The 15,021-nt window shown below is 61.0% G+C and carries 12 protein-coding genes; 5 read left to right on the forward strand and 7 right to left on the reverse strand.

Annotated features, from left to right (window positions below; genetic code table 11):
• Positions 1-204: 204 nt before the first annotated feature.
• The 5 genes from PXH66_RS07115 to PXH66_RS07135 are packed head-to-tail and all read right to left on the reverse strand — an operon-like array spanning position 205 to position 6,543.
• A complete protein-coding gene (locus tag PXH66_RS07115; RefSeq protein ID WP_330927968.1) occupies positions 205-1,047 on the reverse strand; it encodes an energy-coupling factor transporter transmembrane component T family protein in 843 nt (280 codons plus the stop codon).
• Positions 1,044-2,771 carry an ABC transporter ATP-binding protein gene (locus PXH66_RS07120; protein WP_330927969.1) on the reverse strand — a complete coding sequence of 576 codons (1,728 nt, stop codon included), beginning with the start codon at positions 2,769-2,771 and terminating at the stop codon, positions 1,044-1,046. The genes PXH66_RS07115 and PXH66_RS07120 overlap by 4 nt, the downstream gene beginning before the upstream one ends.
• A 4-nt stretch (positions 2,772-2,775) precedes the next feature.
• Positions 2,776-3,582: a hypothetical protein gene (locus PXH66_RS07125; RefSeq protein WP_330927970.1), complete on the reverse strand. Its 807-nt coding sequence runs from the start codon at positions 3,580-3,582 to the stop codon at positions 2,776-2,778.
• Positions 3,583-3,589: 7 nt separating this feature from the next.
• Complete coding sequence (locus tag PXH66_RS07130; protein ID WP_330927971.1) at positions 3,590-4,480, reverse strand: amidohydrolase family protein; 891 nt, start codon at positions 4,478-4,480, stop codon at positions 3,590-3,592.
• A complete protein-coding gene (locus tag PXH66_RS07135) occupies positions 4,477-6,543 on the reverse strand; it encodes an amidohydrolase family protein (protein ID WP_330927972.1) in 2,067 nt (688 codons plus the stop codon). The genes PXH66_RS07130 and PXH66_RS07135 overlap by 4 nt, the downstream gene beginning before the upstream one ends.
• A 110-nt stretch (positions 6,544-6,653) precedes the next feature.
• Between PXH66_RS07135 and PXH66_RS07140 the strand changes: the two genes are divergently transcribed.
• Positions 6,654-7,112 carry a 4a-hydroxytetrahydrobiopterin dehydratase gene (locus tag PXH66_RS07140; protein ID WP_330927973.1) on the forward strand — a complete coding sequence of 153 codons (459 nt, stop codon included), beginning with the start codon at positions 6,654-6,656 and terminating at the stop codon, positions 7,110-7,112.
• An 87-nt stretch (positions 7,113-7,199) separates the two neighbouring features.
• Here PXH66_RS07140 and PXH66_RS07145 read toward each other — a convergent pair whose 3' ends face one another.
• Positions 7,200-8,660 (reverse strand): amidohydrolase family protein, encoded by a 1,461-nt coding sequence (locus PXH66_RS07145; protein ID WP_330927974.1) that lies wholly within the window; start codon positions 8,658-8,660, stop codon positions 7,200-7,202.
• A gap of 107 nt (positions 8,661-8,767) precedes the next feature.
• Between PXH66_RS07145 and PXH66_RS07150 the strand changes: the two genes are divergently transcribed.
• The 4 genes from PXH66_RS07150 to PXH66_RS07165 all read left to right on the forward strand — a co-directional run bounded on the left by PXH66_RS07150 (position 8,768) and on the right by PXH66_RS07165 (position 13,939).
• A complete protein-coding gene (locus PXH66_RS07150) occupies positions 8,768-10,174 on the forward strand; it encodes an amidohydrolase family protein (protein ID WP_330927975.1) in 1,407 nt (468 codons plus the stop codon).
• A gap of 157 nt (positions 10,175-10,331) precedes the next feature.
• Entirely contained in the window at positions 10,332-12,845 is a 2,514-nt protein-coding gene (locus PXH66_RS07155) for a TonB-dependent siderophore receptor (RefSeq protein ID WP_330927976.1), read from the forward strand.
• 18 nt (positions 12,846-12,863) lie between these two features.
• Entirely contained in the window at positions 12,864-13,403 is a 540-nt protein-coding gene (locus PXH66_RS07160) for a nuclear transport factor 2 family protein (protein WP_330927977.1), read from the forward strand.
• Between the two features lie 11 nt (positions 13,404-13,414).
• Positions 13,415-13,939 (forward strand): nuclear transport factor 2-like protein, encoded by a 525-nt coding sequence (locus PXH66_RS07165; protein ID WP_330927978.1) that lies wholly within the window; start codon positions 13,415-13,417, stop codon positions 13,937-13,939.
• A 90-nt stretch (positions 13,940-14,029) separates the two neighbouring features.
• Here PXH66_RS07165 and PXH66_RS07170 read toward each other — a convergent pair whose 3' ends face one another.
• Positions 14,030-14,929, reverse strand: coding sequence for an AraC family transcriptional regulator (locus PXH66_RS07170; RefSeq protein WP_330927979.1), 900 nt, complete (start codon positions 14,927-14,929; stop codon positions 14,030-14,032).
• Between the last annotated feature and the right edge of the window lie 92 nt (positions 14,930-15,021).

Below are 15,021 nucleotides of genomic sequence, written 5' to 3' on the forward strand. Positions count from 1 at the left end.
GCGTTCGGCGGTTTCGGCGAAACCGCCCTACCTTCGGAACCGTAAAAATTTGGTGATGAGCGATAAATCCGTTGGCGGGCTGGGGATCGGACATCGGATCGAGGTAGGGCGTGCTCGCCGAGCGCGCCAGCGTGGAATTGGTGGGTTGTCTATCCGATGACCATGATAACTGCGTTCGGCGGTTTCGGCGAAACCGCCCTACCTTTAGCCGTGGAATTGGGCGAGGCCGGTGGCGGTGAGCCAGATTGCTCCGATGAGGCCGAGGGCGGCTGCAGTGATTGCGGCCCAGTCCTTTGCACCCAACTCGGCGGTGTGCAGATAGGTGCGGTCGGCGCTGCCGGAAAAGCCTTTGGCTTGGAGCACGACTTCGGTTTGTTGCGCTTTGTGCAGGGCACTGAGGATAACGGGAACCGCGACCTTGGCGTAGATGCGCACCCGGCGCGGGGCGGACAGTTCTTCGGGGGCAAACCCGCGAAGGCGCTGCGTTTGCATGACCGCTTGGATCTCATCGAAAATGAGCGGGAAAAACCGCAACGTTGATGTCACTACAAACGCGAGTTTGTAGGGCACACGCAATCGCACCAGACTCACGACCAGGTGGTTGGGGTCCGTCGTGAAAACACAGAGCGGCACGAGGAGCAGGAAGGTGATACTTTTGCCCACCGCGTTAATACCGAAGAGCACGCCTTCGCGCGATAGCACCGCCCCGCCGCCGATCCACCAATCGGCAGGCAACGTAAGCCAGGGCGTAAGGTCGCGGCTTCCCAGGAGCCGCTGCACGTGCTGCACATTGAAGAAACCGTGGGTGATCAGCAGGATGATGAAAAATGGCGTCATCACCTTGGCGATCAATCGCAGATAGGTGCCGGGAATTCCCACGAGTCCGCAGGTCGCGGCCACGGCAGTGGCGAGGCCGAAGTTGAGCCACGGGTTGCTCCACATGGCGGCGGTGATCGTCGCGGCGATAAATACCGCCAGTTTGGCGCGGAAATCGAGATTCGAAAATGCGGTGCGACGCGTGACCGCTTGAAATGCCGGCGCACTCATGGGCGGGAACGCGGGGGCGCAAAACTCAACGCGAGCTCGGCTGGGGTGAGTGCTCGATTGTCCGGGTGCGAAGCACGCGCGAGCGCGACGGCTTGGGTGGGGGCGACGGACGTGGACGCCAACACGTCGATGGCGTGAAAGGCGTCACGAATCGGGGCATCGAGCAGGAGTTGACCGTGACCCATCACCAGCACGCGGTGCGCGTAGTCGGGCATTAAATACAAGTGATGCGTCACGATCACGATGGTATGGCCAAGGGCATGGAGTTCCTGCGTGAGGTCGAGGATGGCACGGGCTCCGGCGGCATCCTGCCCCGTGGTGGGTTCGTCGAAGACGAGCACCTCGGGCTTGAGTGCCAGCACCGCCGCGATAACGACACGAGCGCGGTCTCCTTTGGAGAGCGAAAACGGATGGGCGTGACGCAGGTGAACGAGTTGCATGGCCTCCAGCGCTTCGTCGAGCCGGGCCTGGCGGGCGGCGGGGTCGAGGTTGGTCGCTTGCAGGGAGAACCCGACCTCGGCTTCGACGGTGGCGTTGAAGAGCTGGCGGTCGGGGTTCTGCGGCACATAGCCGATGCGTTGAGCGAGCGCGGAGACCTTGAAGTCGCGCAGTGGCACGCCGTCGATCAATGCCTCCCCGGAGGTGGGCTGCAGCAGATTGAGAAAGTGTTTCAGCAGGGTGCTTTTGCCGGCGCCGTTTTGTCCGATGATCAGGCAATACTCACCGCGCGGGATCTGCACATCGATGCCGCGCAGGGCCGTCGTGCCATCCGCGTAGGTGTGAGTGACGTTGCGCAATTCCAGGATCGGCACGCCGCGGTCCGGCGGGGCTGCAGGCGGTAACGTGAATGCATGGGCCGGCGGCAGCGTTTGGATCGCTGCCAATCCGGCCGCATGGGTCACCGGTAAGGTGGCATTGGCGGGATACTCGCCACCACGTTGCAGGTGCAAAAAGGTGGCGGTGACTTCGGGCAACCGCAGATGGAGACGAGAAAACAAAGCCGTGTGGGCAAAAATTTTCGACGCCGGTCCATCGGCGACAATCCGGCCGGCGTCGAGCACGATGGCGCGGTCGACATAGGTGGCCATCTCCTCGCTGGCGTGACTGGCGATGACAAAGGTCGTGCCGTGCGTGGCGTTGAGTTCGCGCACCAACCGGAAGACCTCGGTCGTGCTGGCGGGATCGAGTTGCGAGGTCGGCTCGTCGAGCACGATCAACGGCGGGCGCAAGGCGAGGGCCGCGGCCAACGCCAGGCGTTGTTGCTGGCCGCCGGAGAGGTCGTGCGGATGTTTATGCGCGCAGTCGGTGAGGTACACGGCGGCAAGGGCGCGGGCGACGCGCTCATGGATTTCCGCGACGGGAAGGCCGGCGTTTTCGAGCGCAAAGGCCACTTCGTGTTCCACCGATGCGGTGACGAGCTGCGATTCGGGATCCTGCAACACGAGACCCACCGCCTGGGACAGGGAGTGAATCGGGTGATCGAGCGTGTCGTGGGCGGCGACCGTCAGATGGCCGAAAAACCGACCGCGATAAAACTGCGGCACGATGCCGGTGAGCGCCAGACAGAGCGTCGTTTTGCCCGCGCCGGAGGGACCGAGCAATCCGATGATTTCGCCGGGCGCGATATCGAGCGTGATATCGCGCAGCACAGGTTCGGTCGAACGCGGATAGGCGTAGGACACCTGCCGGAACGACACGAGGGGCGCGGTGCAGACCGTAGTCATGCTGCTAGAAGTTTGCCTCCGGCGGTTTGACCAAGGCCATGGCCCGGAGTCCCGCGATCACCCCGGTGCCGATGACGGCTCCGATGACGCTGCGGGCGACGTTCTCGATCGGCACCATCACGAAGAAGATGTAGAAAATCTCCTCCGGCCAGGTGAGCAACGCGTAGGACAACCACGACATGTAAAACATCATCAGGCTGGCGGAGATCCAGGTGCCGAAAAAGAGGCCAAGCGCGACCCGCTTCAAATCGGGACTGCACAGGGCCCGCCCGATCCAACGATGGGTCGGCGCAATGAACAATACCGTGGCGGAAAGGTGAGTGAGGTAGCTCAGAAAAAACACCGCTGCACTCACGCCGTTCAGGACCACGGCCTGGCGATAAAACAAAACCCAACCGATCAAAGTCAGGGCACTGAGACCGGCCCACAACGGTCGCCGTCCCGTCGGGTGCAGCGCGGCCGCGTAAAGGGCCGCAAGTCCCGCGCCACTCACGGCCAGCCATGGTATCCCGGCGGTGTGCGGCGCGAGAAATACTCCGACCAGCGCGCCAATGCCACTCGCGACAAATCCCGCCCACGGACCGAGCAACCAGCCGTTGAGCGAGTAAACGCCTTGCGCCATGGGGAAGCTGCTGCCACCGGACAGCACGATGGAGAACGGGATGAACGACAGCACGGCGATGACGGTTGCAAGCACGATGACGTAAGCCACCGGCGCGCCGCCGATTGAGGCCGAATCGTGAAACGTAATTTCGCGTTCCTCGCCGGTCAGTTCGGCGAACGGATCGTGCTCCGTGGTTGGTGTGGCCATGGCGGGCTCAGTCCAGCTTGAGCAGTTTTAATAAGTTGCCGCCCATGATCGCGTCGAACTCATCGGCGGTGAGGCCGGCGTCGCGAATTTCTTGAATCATGCGGGCAAAGTCGGCGTCCTTGGAATCGCGCGGGTGCAACATAATCGGGTAGTCGGTGCCAAAGAGAATGCGGTCGGGACCAATCATCGACGTGACGTGCCGAAAGATTTCCTTGTCGTAGAGCAGCGGCGAAGCGGCGGTGTCGTAGTAGACGTTTTTAAGGTGTTTCTTAACCCGCGGGTTGTTCTCGAAAAACGGAATGCCGCCGCCCCAGTGAGCGAGAATGAACGTCGCTTCCGGGTAATCCATGGCGAGCTGCAGGTAGTCGCCCAGCGGCGTGGGAATCGTGCTGGCCTCGCCGATGATGAGCGGATCGGTGACGTGCAGGTTGAACGGCACGTCGGCCGCGACGGCGACCTCGACGAGTTTGGCGAAGTCATCGTCCTGAAAGGAAAACCCCTGCGCCTGCGGCAACAGCTCGCCGAGACCGCAGAGACCGGCGTCGAGGCAGCGATTGACATTGTCGAGACCGCGTTGGCCGGAGCTGGGTTTAACCGTCGCGAAAGCATGGATACGATCGGGGTGTTCGCGGTGCCAGTCCATGAACCATTGGTTCTGGATCTCACAGGTTTCCTGATGCTCCCAATACCAGCCGAGCATGACGACTTTTTCGACCCCGGCGCGGTCCATGTCGCGCAGCAGCGTGTCGGTATCGGCCCAGGCTTGAATGGTGGGTTTGCCGACGGGAGCGACGCAGTGGGTGAACCACGGCTCGTTATGGGCTTCGCCCCAGGCGCGGGGGTTGTGGAAGACCTCGGGAGGGTAGGCGTGGATGTGGCAGTCGAGGATGCGAGTCATGGGCGAACGAGAGTTTTGAGCCAGGGCGTGAGTTTGGCAATCTCGGGGTAGGTCACGGCACCTTTTTCCGCCAGCAGACGAAAGTCACCGAGCGCGAACGCCGCGCCTTTGCGACCGGGAGCGATTTCTTCATCGGAGAGTTCCACGTAGATGCGCTGGGCGGCGGCGACGTCTCCGGTGAAGAGTAGTCCGTGGGCGAGATTGATCTGATGAATGAGTGAAGCGGGTTCGCGCGCCATGCCTTGAGCGGCTTCGGCCACGGCTCGGGCGGGTTCGCCGGAGTAGAGGTAGAGTTCGGCAGTGTAAGCGTGGTAGCCGTGAAACTGGGGATCGATGGCGAGTGCGCGGGCGTAGTCGGCCGCGCAGGCGGCGAAGTCTCCCTCGATGTAGCGGTAGGCAAGATCGCCCCGGTAGATCAGCGCCCGAGCCGACGTGGGATCGGCGGCGACGGCGGCTTTGAAATCGGCGGCGGCCGCCGCGTAGTCGCGTTGGCCGAAGTGCGTGAGGCCGCGGTCGATGTAGGGATCGGCGTAGCCGGGCGCGGCGGCGATGGCGGCGGTATAGTGGGTAATGGCGGCGGCGGGATCGCCTTCACGTTGGGCGTTGGCGGCGGCGAGCGCAAAGTCGTCCGCGATGGCAAACGCCCGCAGGCGGTCGGTGCGGGTATCGATTTCGCGGCGCAGGCGGGCTTCGTCGTGACCCGGGAAAGTCAGGCCATCGGCGACAAGTTTTCCGCCGACGTAGACTTGTTCGAGGTTTCGCAGACTGGTGGCGAGCACGTAGGTGGCAAGGGGATCGTAGACCGGTCCGGTGTCGGGGTGGCGGGGATTGACGATGAGAAAATCGGCAAACTTACCCGGTTCGAGACTGCCGACATCGTCGTCGATTTCGAGCACCTCGGCGCTGCCAAGCGTGTGGAGACGGAGCATGTCGTGGACGGACAGCACGGTGGCGTCCTCGTGCAAGCCGCGCATCGTATAAAGTCCGATGCGCAGGTTTTGCCACGGATCGGAAACGTCGGTGCAGGATTGATCGTCGAGGCCGACGGCGACGGGAATACCGCGACGGCGATATTCCACCACATCGGCGATGCCGTCGGCGAGCCGCCCATTCGACGTGGGTTGCCAGGACATCTTGGCACCGCTGGCCGCGACGGTGTCGAGGATGTGGTCGTTGACCTGAATGAAGTGGCCAAAAATGAGCTGGGGGCCGAGGGCTCCGGCTTCGACATACCACTCGAATTTCTGCTGCTGTTCGGGGACGCGCTCAGGACTTTCGAGGAAGTGGGATTGGTTGAGCAAGCCGTAGTCGCGCATGAAGGTGGCCTCCATGAACGCGGTGGATTTGTGCGGCTCAAACTGGACGCGCCCACTGATGGCCATTTTGAGGAGCAGATCGTTTTCGGCGGCCTTCGTATGGCCGTAGTCCAACAAGGTTTCGAAGTGCGCGCGCGTTTCCGACAAGGTGTCGAACTCGAAGATGAAGATACTATCAATGGAGCGCAGGCCGGCATCGATGCGCGCCTCGATTTGGTTCTGCTCAAACGGACCGGGTTTGAGCCGCGGCGGGGGCACGACTTCGCCGAGCCCGATAGCGGGTGGACCGACGCCGCCATTGTAGGAAAAGTCGTAGGCGGTGGTGATACCATTGCGCAGAAAATCGAGCGAGCCATGCAGCGTGAACCAATAGATGTCCTCGGCCGTGGAATGGCGCAGGTAGCGGTCCCAGGCGCGAAACCAGCCGTAGAGGGTGACGTCGTGCCCCAGCCCGCGGAGCGGACTCATGAAGATGTGGCTGTGAGCGGAGATGAAACCCGGCGCGACCAGCTTTTCGGTCGCGTCGATCGTGGTGGTGGCCGCGACGTCGTCGGGCGGTGCGCCCGGCGCGAGGGCGATGATGCGACCGTCGGAACCGACGGTGAACCACCCCACGAATGGATCCGGTTGATCGTCGGCCATGGTGATGAGCGTGGCGTTGCTCACCAGTAACGTGGCGTCGGCGGAAAATGCCATCGCCGCGAGGCAGGCCAGTGGGAGGGCGCGGAGCAGGGAGCGTCTAATCAACCTCGAAACCATGTGGGGCTACTAGCTTAGCGCGTGCGCAGTCGCATGGCTTTGACTGGCATATTTGGTGAAATTATGACCGGGGAATTTGGGCGAGCCCGATCAGGCACATGCTGTGCTCGATCAACGACATGATTTTTCAAAACCTGAGGAAGCGTGTATCGATCGGATTGGCGCTGGGAGTGTTGGCCGCGCTGCCGCTCATGGCGGTCGACAGCGCGGAGTTGGGGTTGGAGCCCGTTTACGAGACGCTGAATCCGGAGCGCACGCGGTTGCTGTCTGAGGCAGAAATCGCGGCGGCGCTCACGGAGTTACCGGGATGGCAAGTGGCGGACAACGTATTGTTCAAGGTTTTCGCGACGCCGAATTTTCGCGAAGCTGTCGCGTTAATTGTGCGAATTTCGTATCCGCTGGAGAAGCTCGATCATCACCCGGAAATTCGGAATGTTTACGGCAAGGTTTACCTGGGTTTCACCACACACGACCAAGGTAATTTGCTGACGGCGTTGGATGTGGAAGCAGCCAAAGCGGCCGAGGCGGCGATCGCCGGGGCCTATCGGGGGCCGTAGGAAAATCGAACGGCGTGGCTCGTTGGTAAGGCGTGTCGGCGCGAGCGCACCTGTAGTGGTTGGAACGGCGGTCTCGGCGAGACCGCCCTACCTTTCGGATACCGCGATGTCGGCTTTGATGCGGGCCATGCGGGTGTCGACTTCGTGGCGCACGATCGATTCGTCGTAGCTGAGCATGGTCGTGCCGGCCGCGACGCGGCGGCCGCCGACGTAGACGAGATCAAGGTTACGCAAACCACAGGCGAGCACGTAGGTGGCGAGCAGATTGTGAATCGGTCCGGTATCGGGCGCGCGTGGATCGACGACGAGAAAATCGGCAAACTTGCCGACCTCGAGGCTGCCGACGTCCGCGTCGATATCCAAAATTTGGGCACTGCCCAGCGTGTGCAGGAAAAGCATATCGCCCACCGGCATGGCGGCGGCGTCGCTATGGAGAGCCCGCATGGTATACATGCCGATGCGCATATTTTGGAACGGGTCGGAAATGTCGGTGCAGCTTTGATCATCGAGACCGATCCCGACTTTGATGCCGGCGGCGCGATAAGCGGTGACATCGGGAATACCGGAAGCGAGACGCCCGTTTGATGTGGGTTGCCAACACATGCGCGAGTCGGTGGCGGCAACTTTGGCCACAATCGCGTCGGTGACCTGAATGAAGTGTCCGAAAATCATCTGCGGGCCGAGTGCTCCGGCCTCCTCATACCAGGCGAACTTGGCCTGCTGCTCGGCGACGCGTTCCGGGCTCTCCAGGAAGTGGCTTTGGTTGATCAGTCCATGGTCGTGCATGAGGGCGGCTTCGAGATGAGCGGCCCCGATATCGGGTGCGCGTTGCACGCCGCCACTGATGGCCATTTTCAGCGCCAGCGGTTCGTCGCGGGCAAACGCGTTGAAAAATGTCAGGACGTTTTCATAGCGGGCGCGGGTTTCGGCCGGAGCGCCGACCCGCGGTAGTCCGACGCTGTTTACAAACCGGAGCCCGGCGTCGGCTTTGGCGCGAATCTGGTTTTCTTCAAACGGACCCTCGCGCGGCACACCGTAGGGAACTTTTTCGTTGAGACCAACTGCCGGCGTGTAATTGACGCCGGAGTTGGTGAAATCGTAGGCGGTCGTGATGCCGTTGCGCAAAAAGTCGAGCGAGCCGTGCAGGGTGAACCAATATATGTCGTCGCCGGTGGTGCGGCGGAGGATGGGGCCGAGGGCGCGGCCCCAGCCGTAGAGCGTGGAGTCGAAACCCACGCCGCGGACCGGGCTCATGTAGAGGTGGCTGTGAGCCGAGATAAAACCAGGGGCGACAATGCGACCCGCTGCGTCGAGGACCTCATCGGCCGACACCTCATCACCGGGCTGTCCGGCCGCGAGTGCCGCGATCCGGCCGTCGTCGCCGACCAGAAACCAACCGCTCATGGTCACGGGTTGGACGGGATCGACCGTAATCAGCTGAGCATTCTTGACCAGTAACGTGGCGGCGGCCGGTGATGACAGAACGGACGACAGTGCGAGGATGGGCAATACCCGCAGCAAACAACGGCGTAACGAAAGGGACGACATGGCAGTGAGGCAGCTTGCGGCGTGCGCGTGGCGTGGTGGGTCATGGTGTTTTTGGTAAAAGTGTGGATCGGGGCGCGGGGCGGCGCGGGAGACGCTCAGCAGACGGCATGTTGTTCAATCGATCGCGCGCACTACTCGTTTCGTTGCTGGGATTGGTGCTAGTGGCGTCATGGGCGTCGGCCGACTCCGCCAAACTTATCGTGACCAACGCCAAACTGTTCACCATGGCGGAGGGGCAGCCGGACCCATTCGATGGTCATCTGGTAATCGGTCACGATGGTCGGATTCTGGCAGTGGGCCCGGGCGGCGCCGCCGGATGGGAATCCGAGAATATCGTCGATCTGGCAGGCGCGTGGGTTCTGCCCGGCTTCGTGCCGGCCCACAGTCACCTCTGGCAAAGTGCCTGGCGAGGGCTCGCCGCCGATCAAACGCTCATGGGCTGGGTCGATGCGCTTTATCTGCAACACGCGCGTTACGCGCAACCGGAGGACTTTTACTGGTTTACCCTGCAAGGCGCGCTCGATCACGTGCGCCACGGCATCACCTCAACTTACAATTTCAACTATGGAGGCTGGGCGGAGCGGGAGATGGCGCAGGCGCAATTGCGCGGTGAAATGGAGTCAGGGGTGCGATTTGTGCACGGCCAAAATTTCGGCGGATGGGGCGAGGTGCCGCAACCCGCGGAAGCCATCGCGGAAGTTCAATCGTTCCTCGACTGGATGGATTCGCAGCCGACGGGTGATCAATTGCTCCGGGTGATGGTCAATGGCACGGCCGCCTTCCGCGACACGGCCAATGCGGCCGAAACCGAAGCCGCCATCGCACGCACCTTCGCCCTGGGCAACCATTTGCATTTTCTGGAGTCGGCGCCCGACCAGTATGAAGAACGCAGTCGCTTCCGGTGGATGATCGACGAAGGGCTGATCACGGATAAGATTTTGTTCGGTCACTTCATCCACGTCGATCCGTGGATACTTGAGCAAGCGGTGGCAGCGGGAGCTTCGATGTCGTGGAATCCGCTGTCCAACGGTCGGCTGGCTTCGGGCACGCCGGATATACCGCTCTATCTCAAAACAGGTCTCCGGATCGGCATGGGCGTGGACGGGCAGGCCAGTGCGGATCGCGCCGACCCATGGGAAAATGTGCGCACCGGGCTCTACGCGGTGCGGGCCAAGTATGGCGATGCGAGTGTGCTGTCACCTTACCAAGTGCTGCGCATGCACACGTGGGGCAGTGCGGACGCCATGGGCGTCGCCGATAAAGTGGGCAGCCTCGAAGTCGGTAAATTTGGCGATTTCGTGGTGATTGATCCCACTGACTTCGGCGTGGTGTTTGACGCTTACGCGACGCTCGCCTTTATGGCGGGGCAGGAGCACATGACGGGCGTTTACATTGGCGGTGAGCGGGTGGTCGCAGCCGGAGAAACGCTAAAACACGACTTTGCGGGCATCCGAATCGAGGTAAATCAACGCGTTCGCCAAGCCGGTGCGCCGGGGCCAACCGAGTCCCAATAGGGTCCATTTCTCATATGTCCCACAATCTGAGCAAATATTCCACGCGTGCACCGCACTTTGGCCCCGATTGGGTGGGCTTCATGCTAGAGGAGCAGTCATGCGGCACGGATTTTATCAACCTTCCCGCCAACACTACTGAACCCACACACCTATGCATATGAACCCATTGAACATCCGCGGCGAGCGTATCCGAATCTTGGGGTCGGCGCTTGCTTCGCTCACCCTTGCTTCCGGCGCCCTGGCGCAGGCGACCTCCACGACGGATGAGGAAGTGCTTTCGCTGGAGGCATTCATCCTGGAGGAATCCAACATTTCCGGCTCCGACACGTTGCTGCAAAACTCGCGCCCGATCGGCTCGGTCTTTCTGGGCGAGCAGGACGCGCTCGGCACGCCTCGCTCCATTACCGTGCTGACGCCTGAAGCCATGAAGCAGTTTTCCGTGAAGGGCTTCGATGATCTGGATCGCGTGGGCGCCGGTCTGACGCGTCCGAACATTTTTGGCATTCCCGGGCTGCCGTTTATCCGCGGCGACAATGCGGGAGTCTATTTCAACGGCATGCGCCGTATTCCCAATCAGAATGAGACGCCCACCTCGTTTGGTTCGTTGGAATCCATGGATCTCGTGAAAGGCCCATCGCCGGCGCAATTCGGTCCGACGAATTCCGGCGGTTACGTCAACTTTGTGCCCAAGACGCCTTACTTCGACAAGTTCCGCGGTTCGGTCGAAGTGACGATCGGCGATTGGAACTACTATAATACCCAGATCGATGTGGGGGGACCGGTGCTGGTGGCCGGCAAGCCGATGGCGTATCGCCTGTCGGTGACCAATCAGGATGCCGACAGCTACTACAACGATGTCGGCAACGACTACATCTCGGTGTATGCGGCGGCCAAAGCGAAGCTCAGCGAAAACCTCAGCGTCTTTGGTGGGGCGGAGTATTACAGCTTCCAGTCGAACGAAAACGCCGGCTGGAATCGCGTGACCCAAGCCTTGATCGACAACGGTGACTACATCATCGGCGAAATGGACCCGAATACGACTTCGGCCGCCTACGGCGGATTCACCGACAACGATTTGATCAGTGCGTTTTTCCCGACGCAAAACGCCGTCGCACTCGGCGTGCAGGATCCGAACCTCGCGCTGGTCGTGCCGACCGCCTATTTCCTCGATGCGTTCGGCGCTCCGACCGGTCCGAACTTTTCCTACGAGAACGGTGCCGCCAGCATGGCCACGCCGATCTTCTACAACGGTGGTCTCTACGGCTACAAATACACCCAGGACTACTTCGATGCCGGGGGCGGTTTGTTCACCGAAAAAATCGACGGCAAGACCGTGCTGTCGGACCCCAGCGATTACGCCGATTCGAAGACGTTCATCTACTTCACGGACTTCGTGTGGCAGGGCGAAAGCGATCGGAAAATTTCGGTGAAGAACTTCTTCGAATACATCACGACCAAGAAGCTCTCCAGTTACGGTTTCGCGCACGATTCCGATGCGCACTCCTGGGAGACGAAGCTCGCGGTCGACGACATTCTCGAAATCGGTGGAGCTAAGATCGCGGTGCAATACGGCGCGGATGTGCGCTACTCCTACAACAACGACGCCAACGACTTCTTCGTCGAGCCATTCAATCGCCGCAACATCGCGAATCCGACCATCACCCCGCAATCCATCGTGCTCGCCGGTCCGCAACTCGATTGGCAACTCGTCGGTGGCAGCGAATCCAAGCTCATGCAGTATGGTGCCTTCGGTCAGTTCAAAGCCGACCTCACGGAATCGTTTGCCATTTACGGCGGCGCCCGGGTCGAGAGTGCCAACTACTCCACGCGCGGCACGCCGAAGGAATCGCCCTCGCCCGACGCTTACCGCGATGGTGAAGAGACCTACGCGAGCGTCTCGGTCAACCCGATCCTGACCATCAATAACTCGCTTTCCCTGTATGCCGCGATCCAGCAAGGCACGGCGCTACAGCCGGGCCAAACCGGCGGTATCAACAACGGCGACGGCAACTTCGTCGAGGCGCCTTTCTACGAAGGTGGCATCAAAACCAGTCTGCTGGACGGCAAGCTCTTTGGCTCGTTCGCCGTTTACCAATTCGAGAAGTCCACGTTGGCCGATCTTCCCACCGGGGCGGTCGATGAATCCGCCTACACGTCGGAAGGTTATGAAGTGGAATTCAGTTATGCGCCGACGCCCATGTTCACCATCGTGGGCAGCTTTGGAGAGCAAAAGGCGACCTACGACGGCGGCTTCCCGTTCGCCACCTCGCCCATGACGCCGGAGCAAACGGCGCTCTACGCCGGTGCCATCGTCTACGATGTCGTGAGCGGCGATCGCTACGACGCCAACCCGAGCAACGAGCGCTCTGGTTATCCGTTGTTCTCGGCCAATTTGTTCGCCGTGTTGACCTTCCAAAACGGTTTCGGTCTCGGCGTGGGTCCGAGCTACAAGGAATCGTTTTGGCTGAACGACGAACACACGTTGAAACTGCCCGAGGTTACGGTGTGGAACGCCAACTTGTTCTACCGCACCGATCGCTACGAAGTCTTCCTGCGGCTCAACAACTTCACGGATGAGGATTACTTCATCGGCGCTTCCTTTGCTCCGACCATGATCGTCACCAAAGCCGAGCCCATCGAGGCGCAGCTGAGCGTGAAGTTTAAATTCTGAACCTGAGGCGCACGCACGATGTCCGGGATACTCCTACAACGTTGGTTTCGATTGTTCGTCCTCGGGGCGACGCTCGCCGGAGCGAATGTCGCCCCGGCGGCGGATGCGGCAAGGGCGGAAACCAAAGCTCTGATCCAGGGTTTCCTCAAAGCCTGGGAAACGGGCGACGCCGTCACCTTCAAGGCGGCGTTGCACCCGGACGTCCTGTTTGCCTATCCGGGCGGACGACTCGGCTATGACGAGGTGGTGGCGCTCTTCGGCGACTACCAATCGGAAAAGACCGACATCAAAATCTACTTCGCGGACTTCTTCATCACCGACGGTGATCGTTATGTCACGGCTTACCAGTTTGCCGCCACCGATCGCGCCACCGAGCAACGGTTCGCAGTCGGGACCGGCGTGGTCTGTCGCGTGGCCGACGGGAAAATCGTGCTCTTTAAGGAGTATTGGGATTCCGAACTGGCCGCGCGCCAGAAAGCCGGCGAGTTGCCGCTCGATGAAGGTGGCATCACGCCCTGGCCTTCCTCGGTTTGGCTGCGACCCGACACCATCGACTGAACTCCCATCCCATGCATATTCGAAATCTGTTGGCGCTGTGCGCCCTCGTCACCGGCGGCACCGCGAGCGCGACCGCCGCCGAAACCAAGCCCATGGAGGTTTACACCAACGACTCCGCGGAGTGGATACCACTCTACGGCGAGACTTGGTGGGACTACTATCATCCCGATTGGGAAGGCGCGTTTCCGGGCGGCCGCAGCAATCGGTTTCACGAGCAATACGTGCAGGCGCAGTGGTTCAAGAATCAGATCACGAAGGACTGGAAAATTTTCAACAAGTCCTACGTGTTCGACGGTGAATGGTTTGCGGTGGAGTGGCATTATCAGGCCACGTATCTGTCCGATAATTTCACCGAGTGGGAAACGACCCTGGGCATCGGTCGGATCGTTGATGGCAAGATGATCCTGTGGACCGAGTATTTCGACGACAGTGTTGGAAAGCTGCAGAAGCTCGCGCTGATGCCGTTCCCGGAGGAAGGCGAAACGGTGTTCCCGTGGCCGGCCAAGGCCCGGATCAGTCTGCCGTATCGTCCCTGACCTTTTCGTTTAGTCAGTAGTTCATCGGCCGCGGCGGAATCGCCGCGGCCGATTTGTTTTAAACCAGCGTCACCTGGCGCGGGCGGAGCACTAGCTCGCCAACGCCTCGTGCTGCGCGGTGCCGCGATATTCGCCCGGAGTGACCCCGGTGTATTTGCGAAAAAATCGCCCGAAGTAGGACGGGTCCTGGAACTGCAGTTCGTAGGCGATTTCAGCGATGGTGAGCGAGGAGTGCAGCAAGCGCCGTTTCGCTTCGAGTAGCATGCGTTCATGAATCAACTCGCTGGCGGAGCGGCCGGTGAAACGGCGCAGTCCGTTGTTCAGGTGCGTGCGCGATACATTGAGCAACTCGGCAAACTCACCCACCTCGACCACGCGGGGCAGGTGCTCCTCCAAGGCGAGCCGGAAGCGTTGCACCAACAACTCGTTCTCGTGTCGCGGACGCGGAGCGAGCTGCTCCCGGTGCGCGTAGAGTTGCCGCATGTAACTGAGCAGCACGAGCAGGAAGCCGCGCACCACGTCGTCGCGACCGGGCGCGGGAACTTGGGCGAGATCGTTGAGTTGCGCGAACAAACCATCGATGCGTTCTCCTTCGCGTGTATCCAGATACAGGATCGGATCGAGGTGCTCGGGATAGAGAAACGGCATCTTGGCCAACAGGCCGGGATGCTCGCTGTTGACGGCCAAAAACTCCGGCGAGAAGCCGACGATCTGACCCTGAGTTTCGCTGGTGAATCGCCAGGCATGAACCTGTCCGGGAGACAGAATCAGCAGCGAGTTGGCGTGGAACGAATACCCCTCGAGATCACAACAAACTCGTCCGCTGCCGGTGCGGAGCCAGACGAGTTCGAAGAAATCATGCCGATGAGGGACGTGCCGGTCATGCCCTTCGCGTTCACTGTCCGCGAAAGTCATGAGGTGGAACTTGCCGGGTTGATGGATTCCCTGATGGTAACCTGCCATCGGGTAATCCGCAACGGATCTAAGCATGGTGTGGATAATCCTGGGCGCTGACGCTGTGAGACGATGCGTCTCCCTTGGGCGGTCAGCTGGCGAGTGCTGAGCATAATTGAAGCCAGCCG

Source organism: Synoicihabitans lomoniglobus (assembly GCF_029023725.1).
GTDB lineage: Bacteria > Verrucomicrobiota > Verrucomicrobiia > Opitutales > Opitutaceae > Actomonas > Actomonas lomonigloba.